The following is a 17,490-nucleotide window of genomic DNA, read 5'->3' as shown; positions in this document are numbered from 1 at the left end:
TTTACTCAAAAAATGGTTGATCGTCATTAATTAAAATGCGCTCAATTTTCTTTGCTTTTCCTGTATTTGGATCCACATCAATTAACACTGCACTTAATTGCGTTCTACCACTTGTTACTTCAAATCGTACCGGTAAGTTCGTTAAAAACTTCTTCAATACTGCTTCTCGGTCCATACCTAAAATTCCATCATATGGCCCTGTCATCCCAACATCTGTAATATATGCCGTTCCGCTTGGTAAAATACGGTTATCCGCTGTAGGGACATGCGTATGCGTACCTACTACTGCTGTAGCACGTCCATCTACATACCAACCTAGCGCTTGTTTTTCACTTGTAGTCTCCGCATGGAAATCAATAAAGATAATATTCGTACGTTTTTTCGCAATATTAATTAATTCATCCACTTTACGGAATGGACAATCAATCGGAGGAAGGAAAGTACGCCCCTGTAAGTTAATAACTGCAACTTCTGTTCCATTACAGTTCACAAAGATAAGTCCTTTTCCTGGAGTTCCTTCTGGGAAGTTAGCTGGTCTTGCAAGATATTTTGCATCATCGATGAATTCAAATACTTCACGATTATCCCAAGCATGGTTTCCAAGTGTAACTGCTTGTGCCCCACACTCTAAAAAGTTTCGATATATTTTTTCTGTAATCCCACGGCCACCTGCTGCGTTTTCTCCATTAATGATTGTTACTGTAGGTGTATATTTTTTCTTTAATGCCGGTACGTACTGTTGAATCATACCTCTACCAGGAGATCCTACTACATCCCCAACAAATAATATTCTCATATGTCTTACCCTTTCTATGTACTGCATTTTTTATTGCTATAGCATCAAGTAAATTCCTTATAATATGTTTATTATAAGTTTGTTTCACTTTTATGCTAAATAACTGTCTTTATTTTATCCAATTCCAACACAAAAAAATAAAGTGGTGTTTCACCACTTTATTTTGCGTATTCCACTGCACGTGTTTCACGAATAACAGTTACTTTAATATGTCCTGGGTAATCCAGTTCATTTTCAATACGTTTTCGGATATCACGAGCTAAACGATGAGCTTCTAAGTCATCGATTGTATCTGGTTTTACCAAAATACGAACTTCACGTCCTGCTTGAATTGCAAATGATTTTTCAACGCCTTCATAAGACTCTGAAATCTCTTCTAACTTTTCAAGACGACGAATGTAGTTTTCAAGCGTTTCACTACGAGCTCCCGGTCTTGCAGCTGATAAAGCATCTGCTGCTGCAACTAAAACTGCAATGATAGAAGTTGGTTCTGTGTCACCATGGTGAGATGCGATACTGTTTATAACTACAGGATGCTCTTTATATTTCGTTGCGAGTTCAACACCAATTTCAACGTGGCTACCTTCTACTTCATGGTCAATCGCTTTTCCGATATCATGTAATAGACCAGCACGTCTTGCTAGTTTTTCATCCTCACCAAGCTCTGCTGCCATAAGTCCAGTTAAATATGCAACTTCCATAGAGTGTTTTAAGACGTTTTGTCCATAACTTGTACGGTATTTTAAACGACCTAAAATTTTAATTAAATCTGGGTGTAATCCGTGAACACCCACTTCAAACGTTGTTTGCTCTCCGACTTCGCGAATATACTCGTCCACTTCACGTCTTGATTTTTCGACCATCTCTTCAATACGCGCTGGGTGAATACGTCCGTCCTGTACTAGTTTATCAAGAGCGATACGAGCTGTTTCACGACGAATTGGATCGAATCCAGAAAGAATTACCGCCTCTGGTGTATCATCGATAATTAAGTCAATACCCGTTAACGTTTCTAACGTACGAATATTACGACCTTCACGCCCGATAATACGTCCCTTCATTTCGTCATTTGGAAGATTTACAACCGAAACGGTTGTTTCAGCAACATGATCAGCTGCACATCTTTGCATTGCAAGAGATAAAATCTCTTTTGCTTTCTTATCCGCTTCTTCTTTCGCGCGAACTTCACTTTCTTTTACCATAACAGCGATTTCATGAGAAACTTCATTTTCTACTTTACCAAGAATAATTGCTTTCGCTTGTTCGCGTGTCAGATTGGAAATGCGCTCTAATTCTGTTTGTTGCTTTTGAACTAACTCTCCCACTTTGCTTTCCAACTCTTCAATCTGTTGTTGTCTCGCTACAAGAGATTCCTCTTTCTTCTCTAACTGCTGCTCGCGTTTATCGAGCGTTTCGTCTTTACGATCAAGGTTCTCTTCTTTTTGCATTAAACGATTTTCTTGTTTTTGTAATTCGCTTCTACGGTCACGAATTTCTAATTCAGCTTCTGTACGAAGTGTATGAATTTCATCCTTTGCTTCTAAAAGCGCTTCTTTCTTAAGTGCTTCAGCCTCACGATTCGCTTCGTCTAAAATACGTTTCGCTTCATTAGCCGCACCATTAATCTTCGCTTCAGCAATAGACTTTCGAACAAAAAAGCCAACAACTGCACCGACTGTTGTTGCAAGCAAAATGGAGATGAGTATCCAAACTGTACTACTCATGATTTCACCTCCCCTTGCTATGAATGAAAAAAGACTGTCGGCATGTACATTAAATTACAATATACAGCAAAGACCGTCGTCCCGCTTTTTTAAGGGACTTTCTTCATTTCACAATTAAAATGTCATATTATTATTTCGGTAAGATTTAAACCTTACTCCGAATATTACTTCTCTTCTTGAGAAGAGTATATCGTATATAAGAAAAAATATACATTCTCATTGTATCTATCGTAATTTTCATTGTCAAGCGTTGTCTACTTTTACTTTCTTTACCTTCAGTCCTTAATGTTATCTGAATTTGAAAAATTGATAGCATACTATCCTGGAAAACCTTAGTAAATACCATTTTATTCCCTTAAAACGTATGAATATTCCTCTTTACACATCCCATTTGAGTCAAAAAAATATTTTAACCACTACGATAGATACCCCTTTAATAGAAGGTAAAAAAATAAAAGACACGGGACCCGTGTCTTTTATTTTTTAATCTTGAAGAGTTGCATCTTCCGTGTCTTCCACACCAGAATCTTCACCAATTCCGTGATGATCACGAACAAAGAAGGCAATTTCCTCTCTTAAGTCCGTATTCTCTTTTAAGAATTGCTTCGAATTTTCACGACCTTGTCCTAAACGTTCTTCATTATAAGAATACCAAGCACCGCTCTTTTGAACGATATCAAGCTCAGAAGCCATATCCAAGATTTCACCCTCTCTTGAAATACCTTCTCCGTACATAATATCAACTTCAGCAACACGGAATGGTGGCGCTACTTTATTTTTCACTACTTTTACTTTTGTTTTATTACCAACGATGTCGTTACCTTGCTTTAATTGCTCCGCACGACGCACTTCAAGACGGACAGTTGAATAGAATTTCAACGCACGACCACCTGGAGTTGTTTCTGGGTTTCCGAACATAACCCCAACTTTTTCACGAATTTGGTTAATAAAGATTGCAATTGTTTTTGATTTGTTGATTGCTCCTGAAAGCTTACGAAGTGCTTGTGACATTAAACGTGCTTGTAAACCTACGTGTGAGTCACCCATGTCGCCTTCAATCTCTGCTTTCGGTACAAGAGCTGCTACAGAGTCAATTACGATAATGTCAACCGCACCACTTCGTACAAGAGCTTCCGCGATTTCTAATCCTTGCTCCCCTGTATCAGGCTGTGATAATAGTAATTCATCTATGTTAACGCCTAATTTTTGTGCATATACAGGATCCATTGCGTGCTCCGCATCGATGAATGCTGCTTGTCCACCTTGACGTTGTACTTCTGCAATTGCATGTAATGAAACTGTCGTTTTACCTGAACTTTCAGGTCCGTAAATTTCGATAATACGGCCACGTGGGTATCCGCCTACCCCTAATGCCACATCAAGTGCTAAAGAACCACTTGAAATTGTAGAAATTCTACGTTCCGCTTGTTCTCCTAATTTCATAATTGAACCTTTACCAAATTGCTTCTCTATTTGTTTTAACGCCATATCTAATGCCGCTTGACGATCACTCATTCAAAATTCCTCCTTAACTGAATTGCTAATCTTATTATACCTATTTTCAATTCAATTTGCCAACAAAAATCGAACATTTATTCGTTTTTTTATTTTCCATTACATAAATACGTAATTTAACTATAAAAAAAGCTAGAAGAAACTTATATCTCTTCTAGCTTTTTATATAAATGATAAAATCCATATTTTGTCGAGCGTTCTCTAATTTGTTGACGACTTCCACTTAAATTAAGAGGAAAAACTGCAGTTTGTTCACCTTTAATCGCCAATCCAACAAATACTGTTCCTGGCTCTTTCTGTTCTGAAGCATCTGGCCCTGCTACCCCAGTGAAACTAATTCCGATATCCGCTTTTAATAAATCCTTAACATTTTCAGCAAGATAACGAGCACATTCTTTACTAACTGCACCATCAGTATGCAACACTTCTTCAGGCACACGCAATACATGTTGCTTCACATCATTATGATAACAAATGACACCGCCTTTAAATACAGAAGAAACACCAGCATTTTCAGTTACTTGATTTCCAAAAAGACCACCTGTTAAACTTTCTGCACATGCTAAAGTTAACCCTTTTCTCTTCAATAACTCGATTGCCTTATAATGCAAAAATTCTTGGTCATATCCGTAGAAAAATTCTCCTACCCTTTCTAAAATCAAATCTTCCACATGTTGAATTAGTTTCTCCGCTTCGCTAACATTTTGATGCTTAGCGGTTAAACGTAATGTCACTTCTCCATCATTTGCTAGCGGGGCGATTGTTGGGTTTGTTTGTCCATCAATTAAATCTTGAACTTTCACCTCTAATTGGGACTCCCCGATACCGAAGAAACGAAGCACACGGGAATAAATGTTTTCTCCTGTTGTAAAATTACGTAAAAAAGGCTCCACGTAACTTACATACATTGGTTTCATTTCTTTTGGCGGCCCTGGTAATAAAATATAAACTTTTCCGTTCTTATTTACCCCCATACCAGGCGCCATACCGTGGTCATTTGCAAATACTGTTGCTCCATTTAAGACTAGCGCTTGCTTTTTATTATTCTCCGTAAATTCACGGCCTGTACGCTTAAAGTAATTACTTATTAAGGCTAATGCCTTTTCATCATACACAAGCGCTTCATCTAAACTAGCCGCTATCGTTTCTTTCGTTAAATCATCTTTTGTCGGTCCTAATCCACCTGTAAAAATAAGTATATCAGCACGTTCTTCCGCAGCTTCAATCGCCTTTTGCAGTCGCTTATTATTATCACCAACAACAGTATGATAGTACACGTTAATTCCAATTGAAGCTAACTTTTCAGATAAAAACTGGGCATTTGTATTTGCAATTTGTCCAAGTAATAATTCAGTTCCAACCGCAATAATCTCAGCATTCATCCTAATTCCCCCATAAACTTCTATTTTGAGTTTACAAAAGCAGCTCTATTTTTCCAGAAATAATCCCATCCTGAAATAACAGTAAAGATTAATGCAATCCATATGAAGATATCAGCAACTGGAATATGGATTAAATTTAAAGGTACATCGTGTAATAAATATGCTGCAATCGCAATAATTTGTGTCCATGTCTTAATTTTCCCTAGCTGATTTGCCGCAACTACTTCCCCTGTTCCAGCAAGTACAAGACGTAAACCTGTTACAGCAAACTCACGACTGATAATTACAATAACAATCCAAGCCGGTACATATTGCATCTCTACCAATGTAATAAGTGCTGCTGAAACAAGTAATTTATCAGCTAATGGGTCAAGAAACTTTCCTAAATTCGTTACAAGATTATACTTTCTTGCGTAATGTCCATCAATCCAATCTGTAGCTGAAGCAATGATAAAGATAAGTGCCCCTACTAAATGTTGAATTGGCAAATCAACATCACCAATTTTGTATGAACCCCAATCAAAGGGCGCTAACATAATTACCATAAAAATTGGAATTAAGAAGATTCTAGATATTGTAATTTTATTTGGTAAATTCACAGCTATTCCTCCATCATATCAAAAACATTTGTTCATCGAAAAAAAAGTCATCGAAGCGATGACTGTTATTGTGCAGGTTGCTCTATCCCTTGGTTTTTAATCACCAATCTTTGGTGATATTCTTTTTGTGGATCTAACGGGAAAGCAAGCACTTGGCCATTCAGTTTAATTTCAACATTCGGTGCACTTCCAATATTAAGTCGTACTTCTTTTAATGTTGATACATCGCGTTTCTCTGTTTGACCGCTTTGTACTGTAGTGTTTAGAATTTCGTTACCCGCATCATCCTTAACATCTACATAACTTGCACCCTTCGCTGAAATTTCCAATTCTAACGTTTTATTATTATGAATTTCCAAAGTAGATACCTTACCAGTTGTTCCAACTACTTTCACTTCTTGCTGTCCAGTTGGTGGTGCTGGCTGCTCCTCTTTCTTTGGTTCTTCTTTCTTTGGCTCTTCTTTCTTTGGCTCTTCTTTCTTTGGCTCTTCCGCTTTCTTCGTATCTAACGGAGAATCTTTCGCTTTTTGAACTTCAATTTTCTCACTTTGAGCACTCGGAACTTTTTCATCATCTTTTCCAGTTAACGCTTGAAACACAAACCAGATTACGACTCCAACCGCGATTACTAACAGCGCAACTAAGATTTTCGGCATGTGATCTGCAACTGGCCATGATGAAGATTTTTGCATTGTTTCTTGTGTTTTTTGTCCCGTTGATACTTGTGGAACTTCACGCCTTTCAGATTGTGGTATCGTACTCTGATGTTCTACAAGCAGTTCCTCTCCATTTAATCCAACAGCATCTGCGTATTGTTTAATGAATGCACGCGCATAAAAAGCTCCTGGCAATACATCATAATTGCCTTCTTCAATTGCCACTAGATGGCGTTTTTGAATTTTTGTAATTTCATGCAGCTGATCAATAGACAAGCCTTTCGCTTCTCTTGCTTCTTTCAGCTTTTGTCCCAATTCCGTCACTACTAACACCTCAATATTTCTTTAAAAGTCAAACATAGAGAAATTATTTTGCGTACCTTGCTCAATTTCATCTACTAAATTATATTGAATTTCTTCATCATAATCGTTACGCAACTCGATAATATAATCAAAATCATCCAATGTGTATTCTGACTGACTCACAAATACATCAGGATGTTCCACAACTTTCGTTGCAGGCAATCTCATAATTTCACGAACGAGCTGCCAATGTCTTTCGTTGGCACGCTTCGTTGACACAATTCCATCTAGGATGAAAATATTGTCATCGCTATACTCATCTTCAATTAATTGACTACGAACAGTTTGCTTAATAAGAGTAGATGATACAAATAACCACCTTTTATTTGCACAAACACTTGCAGCAACAATGGATTCTGTTTTTCCGACACGAGGCATTCCGCGTATCCCAATTAGTTTATGGCCTTCTTTTTTCATAATTTCTGCCATAAAGTCTACAAGTAAGCCTAATTCATCACGCACAAATCGAAATGTTTTCTTATCATCTGCATCTCGTTGTATGTACCTACCATGCCTAACCGCTAGCTTATCTCTTAGCTTGGGCGGACGATATTTCGTTACCGTTATGTTATCCATCGTATTTAAAATTGATTCAAGTCTAGAGATTTGCTCTTGATTATCACACATAAGAAGTAACCCACGTCGTGCATTATCTACACCATTAATTGTGACAATATTAATGCCGAGCATACCGATTAACGAAGAAACGTCACCAAGCAAGCCAGGTCGGTTTTTATGTATTTCATATTCAAAATACCATTCAATCATCCAAGATCACTCCCCTTGCTTACTTTACACCTACGTACTATATTATATGATTTCACCTTAATAGGGAAGCTAAATGTATAATCTATCCTGTGTAATTATTATACAAAAAAAGTAGAGAGGAGAATCTCCTCTCTACTTTTACTTATGTTGTACAAACTTAACCATTAAGTTTGCAATTGTATGTTGCTCCTGTTCATCAGCAACTTTCCAAAGCTCAGCTAATAATTTCTCTTGGTCATTGCGCCCTTCTACTTCATTAGCAAGGTAGTCGCCAACACGAAATGCCATATCTGATACCGCACCGCCGTCTAAACCTTTTCCTTGCGCTTGCTCTAAACGATCTCCTAAAAAGCTCTTCCACTGATCAAAATTATCTAATACTGACATAATTAAGCACCTCACTATTGAGTAATAAAATCATCCTTAATTTGTGCAACTGTTCATTTTTTATGTAAGAAATTTTTAGCAGTGCCAACCGCCATTCACTCCGATGATTTGTCCAGTTATGTATGATGCTCCTGGTGATACGAGGAATGAAACTGTTTTTGCTACTTCTTCTGGTAATCCTATTCTACCTAATGGTATATCTTCAGCAATTCCCATTTTATCTTCTTCAGAAAAAACACTTAACATTTCCGTTTCAATTGCTCCTGGTGCTACTGCATTCACACGTAATCCACTTAAAGAAACTTCTTTCGCTAAAGCTTTCACATATGAATTTTGCGCCCCTTTTACCATTGAATACAGCACTTCACAAGAAGCCCCTATTTGTCCCCATATAGATGAAATAATTACAATATTACCACTTCTCCTCCCGATCATAGGCGGAAGTGCCATTGAAAGTAATTTATATACGTTCTTCACTTGAAGTTCTACCATATAACCCAATTCTTCGTTTGTTACATCTGTTACTAGTCCAAAAATACTCTTCCCAGCTGCGTATACAATAACATCAATAGGGTGTTCAATTTGTCCCCACAATTGCTCTGCTCCATCACTAGAAGCCAAATTCGCTTGAACAGGGATAACTTCTCCCCATGCTTTCTGCAATTCCAATACCTTTCCTTCACTGTTATTGTAATGAACATAAACTGTATATCCATCTTGAATTAATTGTTTCGAAATAGCAGAGCCAATCCCTCCGCTCCCTCCAGTTACTAACGCATACTTTTTCATAAATTCCCTCTCTTATCTCTACAAGTTCAATTTTCACACAACTAAATAATACCCTCATCTTACAATTTTTCAATGATAAGATGAGGGTATCTTTAAAATGTTATTTTTTCGGTAACACCTGACAAACACTCATTTTTTCTTCTGATAACAATAATTTTGCTACTTCTTGTAAGTCTTGAACGGTTAGCCCTTCTAATACAGTCAATGCATCAAATAGACTAGATTCATTAAACGCATATCGTGTAAATTGATTTGCAATATATTCTGGTGAATTCAACGAGCGTAAAAAACCACCAATTTTCTTTTTCTTCACTCGTTCTAATGCCGCCGCATCTAATTGATCATAATCTGTTTTTAATAAAATATCTTTTAAACGATCTGCCAATTCATCAGGTTGTTTCGTATCACCACCAACCATTGCAAAACCGAAGTTATTTTCTTCTGTATAGTCATACGAGAATGAATCATCAATAAGTCCTTCATTATATAAAGCTTCGTAATGAACAGAACTTTTTCCAAATAAATAATCTAAGAGTAACGTAAGCGCAATTTCTTGTTTTAAAAGCGCTTGCCCCTTTTCTTTTAAATTAGTCGCTTTAATACCAACTAAACATTTCGGTGTTTGCACAGGCATTGAAATAATTTTTTTCTTTTCATTTACCTCATTTGGTTCCTCTTCAAATGAACGCACAATTTCTGGCTGGTTTTTATAATCTTTTTCCGCTTGATTTTCACGTACTAAATCCATTGTTTTCTCTGGATCAATTGCACCCACAACAAATAATAACATATTGCTCGGATGATAAAATGTTTCATAACATTCATATAATAAATCTTTCGTAATTTTACTAATAGATTCGATTGTCCCTGCAATATCAATTTTAATTGGGTGTTTTACAAACAAGCTATCAATTAACCCAAAGTACAAACGCCAATCTGGGTTATCTTGATACATTTGAATTTCTTGCCCAATAATCCCCTTCTCTTTTTCAACTGTTTTTTCAGAGAAATAAGGCTCTTGCACGAAGTTTAGCAATGTATTTAAATTTTGTTCTACGTTTGAAGTACATGAAAAAAGGTAAGCTGTTCGTGTGAAGGATGTAAAAGCATTTGCCGATGCTCCTTGTTTACTAAACAATTGGAAAGCATCGTGATCTTCTTTTTCAAATAATTTATGCTCAAGAAAATGTGCAATCCCATCAGGCACACGAATCATTTCTTCTTTCCCCAATGGTACAAATGTATTATCTACTGAACCATATTTCGTCGTAAACGTCGCAAATGTTTTATTAAATCCTTGTTTCGGTAAAACATATACATCTAATCCATTAGGAAGTTTTTCATAATAGAGTGTTTCTTTTAATTGCTCATAAACAATTTTTTCCATTTACTCTCCCTCCGTTCCTTGTAAAAAGTAAATTGTATCTAGTTCAATATTTTTAGCTACTTTTACAATTTCTTCTTTTGTTACACTTTCTATACCTGTAAGCCATTCTTCAACTGGACGTGTACGATCTGAAATAATACCATGATATAGCATTTCTACAAATCCACGCGGTGTATCAATCGCCTCTAATATTTGATTTTGGATGACACTTTTTGTTTGATGTATTTCTTCTTCAGAAAACTCTCCGTTTTGCATCGCAAGCATTTGTTCTTTAATAATCTCAACTGCTTTTTCATAATTTTCCGCTTCGATTCCTGACATAACAAATAATAAACCTTTATGACTTTCAAAGCGCGATGCTGCATAGTACGCTAAACTATTTTTTTCACGCACATTTACGAATAACTTCGAATGAGAAAAACCACCAAACAATCCATTGAACAATTGCAATGCAAAATAATCTTCATCTTTATATGTGACAAATGTACGATAACCGATGTGTAATTTACTTTGTTTTAATTCTTGTTTTTCAACAACTTCTTTTTCTTCATTATTTCGTCTATGAAGGAGTACATTTCTTTCTCTCACTGGACGAGCTGAAATAGAAAAATACTTACTTACAAGATCAACGGCGTTTGTTGAAATATCACCAATAATATATAGATCCATTTCATCTTCTGCTAACACCTTTTGATAATATTGATACAGACTTTCATTTGTAATAGACGTAACACTCTCTTTTTTTCCATTTGCACTTAAACGATACGGTTCTACTTTGCACATTTCTTCAATTAAACGCTCGTTTGCATAACGCATTTTATCATCATAAGTAGCTTCAATTCTCTGTAACAGTGCTCTTTTTTCACTTTCTACGATAGAAGATAGGAAACCGTTCCCCTCGGTTGCTGGATGTAACACAATATCAGACAACATAGAAAGCGCTTTTTCAAATAACGGTGGTGCATCATGTAAATAAACTTCATTTGCAATGTCTACATAAATGGAGATAATATGGTCTTCCCCTTTTTTACTTACATCTACCGCTAAAGAAGACCCGTATAATTCTTCTAAATATTGACGAAGACGAATTACAGAAGGTAATTTTTCTGTGGCACTTTGCAATACGTATGGCAATAGGGCACGCTCTGTCACCGTCTCCTCATTTAAAGGCGCTTTAAAACGAAATACAAAGGTATTCGTTTTATATTTATCAGTCGGAATAATATGTACGCGCAAACCACCTAACTCATGTAGTTGTTGTTCCATTAGTTTCATTTATAGCCCTCCTTTACGTATATAGGAATATTCCTCTTCAATATACAGTTTTTAGAAATAAAAAATCAACTTTTCTCCCTTATTATGCTTACATATGATTCTTTCTAAAAACTTTAATATGTAAGGAACATAGTAAAATTCCGTATTAAATATATTCTATGTAAAAAAGCCCACACTAATGTGCGAGCTTTTTTATACTTATAAAATACTTATCGTTTTCCTTTTTCATAAGGAGTTCCTAATGCTTTCGGAGCTTCAGAACGACCTACAAAACCAACAAGCGCTAATATTGTGAATACATATGGTAATATCGTTAATAAAACACTTGGAATTTGATCTAATACAGGAATTGTTCCGCCCGTTACACTAAGAGATTGCGCAAAACCAAAGAATAGAGCTGCACCTAGTGCGCCTAGTGGATTCCACTTTCCAAAAATCATAGCAGCTAAAGCTAAGAAACCTTGTCCTGTAATAGTTGCCCCTGAGAAGTTATTAGAAATTGACATTGCAAAAATCGCTCCACCAATTCCAGCAAACACTCCTGAAATACAGACTCCAATATAGCGCATTTTATATACGTTAATCCCCATCGTATCCGCTGCCATTGGGTGTTCACCAACAGCACGTAGACGAAGACCGAACGGTGTTTTATAAATAACATACCAAACAACGAATGCTAAAATAATGGCAATATACGACGTTATTGGTACATTCGAGAAAAATATTTTCCCTAAAACCGGAATATCCGAAAGGCCTGGAATATCAATCTTTTCAATACGATACTGAATAAAGTCAGTCTGCCCTTTATCAAAAATCTTCTTAATTGCAAATACCGTTAAACCAAGGGATAAGAAGTTAATTGCTACACCACTTACAACTTGATCTGCTCGGAATGTAATAGAAGCTACCGCATGAAGTAATGCAAATAATCCACTACCAATTGCCGCAAATAATAACGCAATCCACGGGGTCATCGTTCCCCAAGTATCACCCATTAATAAGTTTGTAACAACTCCAATAAATGCACCAAATAGCATTAGTCCTTCTAATCCGATATTTACAACACCCGATCGTTCACTAAATACTCCACCTAGTGCTGTGAAAATGATAGGTGCCGATGTATATAACGTACCCGTCACAAGAATGGCTAATATATCTAAAAAGCTCATTTATTTCCCCTCCTTGCTCATGCGTGTAAGCGCCCATCTTAACACATAACTACATGCAACAAAGAAGATGATACATGCAATAATTACATTAATAAGCTCTGATGGTACATCTGCCTCAAAGTTCATTTGAGGGGAAGCACTTTTCAAACCACCAAATAATAAAGCTGAAAGGATTATACCAAACGGATTATTCCCTCCAAGTAATGCTACGGCAATCCCATCAAATCCTACTCCTGTAAACGAAGACATCGCGGTCATACTCTGGAATGTTCCTAATCCTTCCATCGCTCCACCAATCCCCGCAAATGCACCAGCAATTGTCATGGAGAATACTACATTACGAGAAACTTTCATACCTGCATATTGAGAAGCATGCTGATTAAATCCTACCGACTTTAATTCGTAGCCTAAAGTTGTTCGATCTAATAAGAACCACATTAAAATAGCGATTAATATTGCTACAATAATTCCCCAGTGAAGACGCGAACCATCAGTAATGCTAGCAAGCCAGTCTGAAGATAGTGATGCACTCTCTTTAATGTCATACGTTTTATCATTACCTTCATGTAAAAAGCGCTTAATGATGTCATATGTTACATATAATGCGATATAGTTCATCATAATTGTTACAATAACCTCATTAACTTGAAACTTTCCTTTTAAATATCCAGGAATGAAGCCCCAAATTCCTCCTACCAATGCTGCGAATAAAATAGATAATGGAATATGAAGGAAAGCTGGTAGTGAAACTGCATAACCGAACCAAACCGCTGCAAGCCAACCAACTAGCAATTGACCCTCTACCCCGATATTAAATAAACCTGTACGAAATGCAAACGCCACTGATAAACCAGCAAGAATAAGCGGTATCATTGTACGAAGCGTTTCACCAATCGCACTTGCGCTACCGAACATCCCTGTCCAAAGTGCACTATAACCTACAATTGGATCATAACCACTAACTAACATTACAATCGCTCCGACAAGTAAGCCAAAAATAACGGATAGTACTGGGACTAAAATATTTATCGTTCGTTCTGTTAAAAGTTTTTTAGCCATTTGTACCCACCTGCTCCTTCTTTGTTCCTCCAGCCATTAACAATCCAAGCTGTTGTTCATTCGTTTCTTTCGCATCAACTATTGCTACAATTTTCCCTTCATAAATAACAGCAATTCGATCGCTAACATTTAAGATTTCATCTAACTCTAGTGATAAAAGTAATACACCTTTCCCTTTATCCCTTTGCTCTATTAATCTCTTATGAATAAATTCAATTGCTCCTACATCTAAACCACGTGTTGGCTGTGCTGCGATTAATAAATCTGGATCACGGTCTACTTCACGTGCAATAATTGCTTTTTGTTGATTTCCCCCAGATAGAGCGCGTGCTAAAGTTTGCTCACTGGGTGTACGTACATCAAACTGTTCAATAAGAGCCTTTGCTTTTTCTGTAATTTTGCTGAAATTTAAAATCCCTTTCTTTGAAAACGGATTCTTATAGTACGTTTGCAGAACTATATTATCTCTAACAGAAAAATCAAGGACGAGTCCGTGTTTATGACGATCTTCTGGAATATGACCAATTCCTTCTTCTGTTATTCTTCTAACAGGCCAATTTGTTATTTCTTTCCCTTTAATTGCAATAGAACCTGACTCAACTTTTCGTAAACCAGTAATTGCTTCTATTAATTCACTTTGTCCATTTCCATCAATCCCTGCAATCCCAACAATTTCCCCCGCACGAACAGTTAAGTCAAGGCCTTTTACAGCAGGTAGTTGACGTGCATCGTGAACAACAAGATTTGCAATTGAAAGTACCTCTTCTTTTGGTTTCGCGTCTTTTTTTTCTGTTTTAAAATTCACTTGACGTCCGACCATTAATTCTGCAAGTTTATTTTCATCCGTATTTGCAACGTCAACCGTTCCAATTCCTTTTCCTTTACGAATAATCGTACAACGATCGCAAACTTCCATAATTTCTTTCAACTTATGTGTAATAAGAACAATAGATTTTCCTTCTTGCACAAGCTTTTTCATAATTTGAATTAGCTCATGAATTTCTTGTGGTGTTAACACAGCTGTCGGTTCATCAAATATTAAAATTTCTGCACCGCGGTAAAGAGTTTTCAAAATCTCAACACGCTGTTGCATACCCACTGAAATATCCTGTATTTTCGCATATGGATCTACAGCTAAACCGTATTGTTCAGACAGTTTTTGAATTTCTTTAGCAGCTTCCTCAACAGCAATTTTCCCTTTTTTCCTCGGTTCATTTCCGAGAATAATATTCTCTGTAACTGTAAAATTATGAACAAGCATAAAGTGCTGATGAACCATTCCAATACCAAGGTCATTTGCCACATTCGGATTGGTAATATTTACAGACTTTCCTTTAATTTTAATTTCACCTTGTTCTGGTTGGTACAAACCAAATAGTACATTCATCAATGTGGATTTCCCTGCACCATTTTCTCCAAGTAAAGCATGTATCTCACCCTGCTTTACTTGCAGCGTAATATCATCATTCGCTACAATGCCTGGGAATACTTTCGTAATGTTATTCATCTCAATTACGTATTCCATTGTGTTCCTCCTTTTAACAGGGAACATTCCCTATTACACTATTAACTTATTAAGCAATTCGGAAGTTTTATACATACAAAGGTTAGTTCTATGAACTAACCTTTGCTATTTCTCTATTTATTTTTTTAGAGAAGCTTCATATTCTTTATACTCTTTATCTGTAGCCGGTACTTTAATTTCACCGTCTGTAATTTTCTTTTCAAATTCTTCTACTTTTGTTAAAATTTCAGGGTTAACTTTTTTCACGTTATCAGTTGTTTTTGAAATACCAATACCGTCATCTTTTAAACCAAACGCTTCTACTTTACCGCCTTTTAACTTACCGTCTTTCGCTTCTTGCGCTACTTTTTCAACAGCGATATCTACACGTTTTACCATTGAAGTTAATGTTACGTTTTCAGGCATACCTTCTTGGTTTTGATCACGGTCAACACCGATTACCCAAACATTTTCACCTTTTTTCTTACGGTTTTTCGCTTCAGTGAATACACCGTTACCTGTACCACCAGCAGCATGATAAATTACGTCTACGCCTTGACCATACATTGCTGATGCAAGAACTGTACCTTTTTCAGGTTTATCGAATGCTTCTGCATATTCAGATACGATTTCAATGTTTGGATTTACTGCTTTTGCACCCGCTTTAAATCCATTTTCGAATTTACTAATTAAATCACTCTTCATCCCACCAACAAATCCTACTTTATTCGATTTTGTTGACATAGCTGCTACCGCACCTACAAGGAATGATCCTTCATGATCTTTAAATGTAATGCTCGTTACGTTTGGTGCATCTACTACAGTATCAACGATTGCAAATTGTTGTTTTGGAGATTCTTTTGCTACTTCTTTAATTGCACCTTCTAATTTATAACCAATTCCGAAAGATAAATCATACTTATCTTTTGAAAATTTCTTTAAGTTTGGAATATAATCCGCTTCTTTTTCAGACTGTAGGTAACGATAATTTGTCTTTTCCTTTAATCCGTTATCTTTACCAAACTTTTTTAGTCCTTCCCAAGACGATTGGTTGAACGATTTGTCATCAACGCCCCCAACATCCGTTACCATACCGACCTTGAAGTCTTTCGTGTCTTTCTTGTCACTGCTTGCCTTATCCGAGTTACCACATGCACCTAAAACTGTACTTGCTGCTAATGTTAATGATAATAAAAGACCTGCTTTTTTCTTCATACTAGAAACCCCTCCAAAAATGATATATATTTTTTTATTCTTTCGCTGCTGTTCCTTACTTCTTGCTGTCACCTCCCTAAAAAGGAACTTACCTACATACGCTTTCTTAATACGTGGAAGCTAAACTTATCAGCTCTAAAGTAATTGATAGAATATAAGATTGGCTCATCATTTTGATCATAGTGCATTTGTTTTAATACAAGCAGTGCTGTTTCAGGCTCACATTCTAAAATCGGTGAGATTTTAGGGTGATAGCCAATTGGCTCAATATGAGCAACCGCATATGTTATGCGCTTATGCGTGTTATTATGTATCACCGTTAATAATGACTCCTCATTGTAACCCGATAAATCTGGCAATATTTCTTTTGCAAGTTTATCGATACAATATACAACAGGTTCCCCATCTGCTGTACGCACGCGTTCAATCATCACTGCATTGAAACCATCTTCACTATTAAACTTCTCTTTTTCCTCTTCTGTTAAAGTTGTAGTAGATGATGATAAAAAGATCGTTCCTGGTGTTTTCCCCACACTAGAAATCATATCTGTAATACTAGAAAGTTGTTCTATTCCAGAAGAAAATAATGGCTTTGCATTTACAAATGTCCCTACACCATGTCTACGAATGACAACATTTTCTTCTTCTAAAATACGTAACGCTTCCCTTAAAGTCGCTCTACTTACGCCAAGTTCTTTCGCTAAATCAAACTCTGATGGTAACTTTTGTCGTTCTTTATAAGCCCCATCTTTAATTTTTTCTTTGATGTGATCAATCACCCGTAAATATAGGTGACGACTATCGGATTTTACTGACATAAGACTCCCCCGCATTTCAATTATTCGACCTCTGATGTAAGACTTCTTTTCTCTTTTTTCAACTTACAACATAGTACAAATGAC

The 17,490-nt window shown here is 36.4% G+C and carries 16 protein-coding genes; all 16 read right to left on the bottom strand.

Annotation, left to right across the window (positions count from 1 at the left end):
* Position 1: 1 nt before the first annotated feature.
* Entirely contained in the window at positions 2 to 796 is a 795-nt protein-coding gene (locus N2V92_RS15985; RefSeq protein ID WP_001221092.1) for a TIGR00282 family metallophosphoesterase, read from the bottom strand.
* Positions 797 to 954: 158 nt separating this feature from the next.
* The gene (rny, locus tag N2V92_RS15980; protein ID WP_000099770.1) at positions 955 to 2,520 is read right to left on the bottom strand and encodes a ribonuclease Y; all 1,566 of its coding nucleotides are present in this window, start codon (positions 2,518 to 2,520) and stop codon (positions 955 to 957) included.
* 483 nt (positions 2,521 to 3,003) lie between these two features.
* Entirely contained in the window at positions 3,004 to 4,035 is a 1,032-nt protein-coding gene (gene recA, locus N2V92_RS15975) for a recombinase RecA (RefSeq protein ID WP_001283853.1), read from the bottom strand.
* A gap of 143 nt (positions 4,036 to 4,178) precedes the next feature.
* Positions 4,179 to 5,417 (bottom strand): competence/damage-inducible protein A, encoded by a 1,239-nt coding sequence (locus N2V92_RS15970; RefSeq protein WP_000990684.1) that lies wholly within the window; start codon positions 5,415 to 5,417, stop codon positions 4,179 to 4,181.
* A 20-nt stretch (positions 5,418 to 5,437) separates the two neighbouring features.
* On the bottom strand, positions 5,438 to 6,016 hold the full coding sequence (gene pgsA, locus N2V92_RS15965; protein ID WP_001052967.1) for a CDP-diacylglycerol--glycerol-3-phosphate 3-phosphatidyltransferase: 579 nt from the start codon (positions 6,014 to 6,016) through the stop codon (positions 5,438 to 5,440).
* 65 nt (positions 6,017 to 6,081) lie between these two features.
* Positions 6,082 to 6,996 (bottom strand): helix-turn-helix domain-containing protein, encoded by a 915-nt coding sequence (locus N2V92_RS15960; RefSeq protein ID WP_000137466.1) that lies wholly within the window; start codon positions 6,994 to 6,996, stop codon positions 6,082 to 6,084.
* A 21-nt stretch (positions 6,997 to 7,017) separates the two neighbouring features.
* Positions 7,018 to 7,803, bottom strand: coding sequence for a DUF3388 domain-containing protein (locus N2V92_RS15955; RefSeq protein ID WP_000574107.1), 786 nt, complete (start codon positions 7,801 to 7,803; stop codon positions 7,018 to 7,020).
* A 138-nt stretch (positions 7,804 to 7,941) separates the two neighbouring features.
* Complete coding sequence (locus N2V92_RS15950) at positions 7,942 to 8,190, bottom strand: DUF3243 domain-containing protein (RefSeq protein WP_000114444.1); 249 nt, start codon at positions 8,188 to 8,190, stop codon at positions 7,942 to 7,944.
* Positions 8,191 to 8,265: 75 nt separating this feature from the next.
* Positions 8,266 to 8,979, bottom strand: coding sequence for an elongation factor P 5-aminopentanone reductase (gene ymfI / locus N2V92_RS15945; RefSeq protein WP_000759625.1), 714 nt, complete (start codon positions 8,977 to 8,979; stop codon positions 8,266 to 8,268).
* 100 nt (positions 8,980 to 9,079) lie between these two features.
* Complete coding sequence (gene yfmH / locus N2V92_RS15940) at positions 9,080 to 10,366, bottom strand: EF-P 5-aminopentanol modification-associated protein YfmH (protein WP_000411972.1); 1,287 nt, start codon at positions 10,364 to 10,366, stop codon at positions 9,080 to 9,082.
* On the bottom strand, positions 10,367 to 11,641 hold the full coding sequence (gene yfmF, locus N2V92_RS15935; protein ID WP_016077343.1) for an EF-P 5-aminopentanol modification-associated protein YfmF: 1,275 nt from the start codon (positions 11,639 to 11,641) through the stop codon (positions 10,367 to 10,369).
* 209 nt (positions 11,642 to 11,850) lie between these two features.
* The gene (locus N2V92_RS15930; RefSeq protein ID WP_000008857.1) at positions 11,851 to 12,810 is read right to left on the bottom strand and encodes an ABC transporter permease; all 960 of its coding nucleotides are present in this window, start codon (positions 12,808 to 12,810) and stop codon (positions 11,851 to 11,853) included.
* Positions 12,811 to 13,869 carry an ABC transporter permease gene (locus N2V92_RS15925; protein WP_001085255.1) on the bottom strand — a complete coding sequence of 353 codons (1,059 nt, stop codon included), beginning with the start codon at positions 13,867 to 13,869 and terminating at the stop codon, positions 12,811 to 12,813.
* A complete protein-coding gene (locus N2V92_RS15920) occupies positions 13,862 to 15,394 on the bottom strand; it encodes an ABC transporter ATP-binding protein (protein ID WP_000456930.1) in 1,533 nt (510 codons plus the stop codon). The genes N2V92_RS15925 and N2V92_RS15920 overlap by 8 nt, the downstream gene beginning before the upstream one ends.
* 117 nt (positions 15,395 to 15,511) lie before the next feature.
* Entirely contained in the window at positions 15,512 to 16,588 is a 1,077-nt protein-coding gene (locus tag N2V92_RS15915; RefSeq protein WP_000725767.1) for a BMP family lipoprotein, read from the bottom strand.
* Positions 16,589 to 16,680: 92 nt separating this feature from the next.
* Positions 16,681 to 17,406, bottom strand: coding sequence for a GntR family transcriptional regulator (locus N2V92_RS15910; protein ID WP_000114182.1), 726 nt, complete (start codon positions 17,404 to 17,406; stop codon positions 16,681 to 16,683).
* Between the last annotated feature and the right edge of the window lie 84 nt (positions 17,407 to 17,490).

The organism is Bacillus sp. CH_48 (assembly GCF_038008465.1).
In the GTDB taxonomy this organism is placed as follows: domain Bacteria; phylum Bacillota; class Bacilli; order Bacillales; family Bacillaceae_G; genus Bacillus_A; species Bacillus_A thuringiensis_S.
This window is presented reverse-complemented; position numbering and strand designations above follow the sequence as displayed.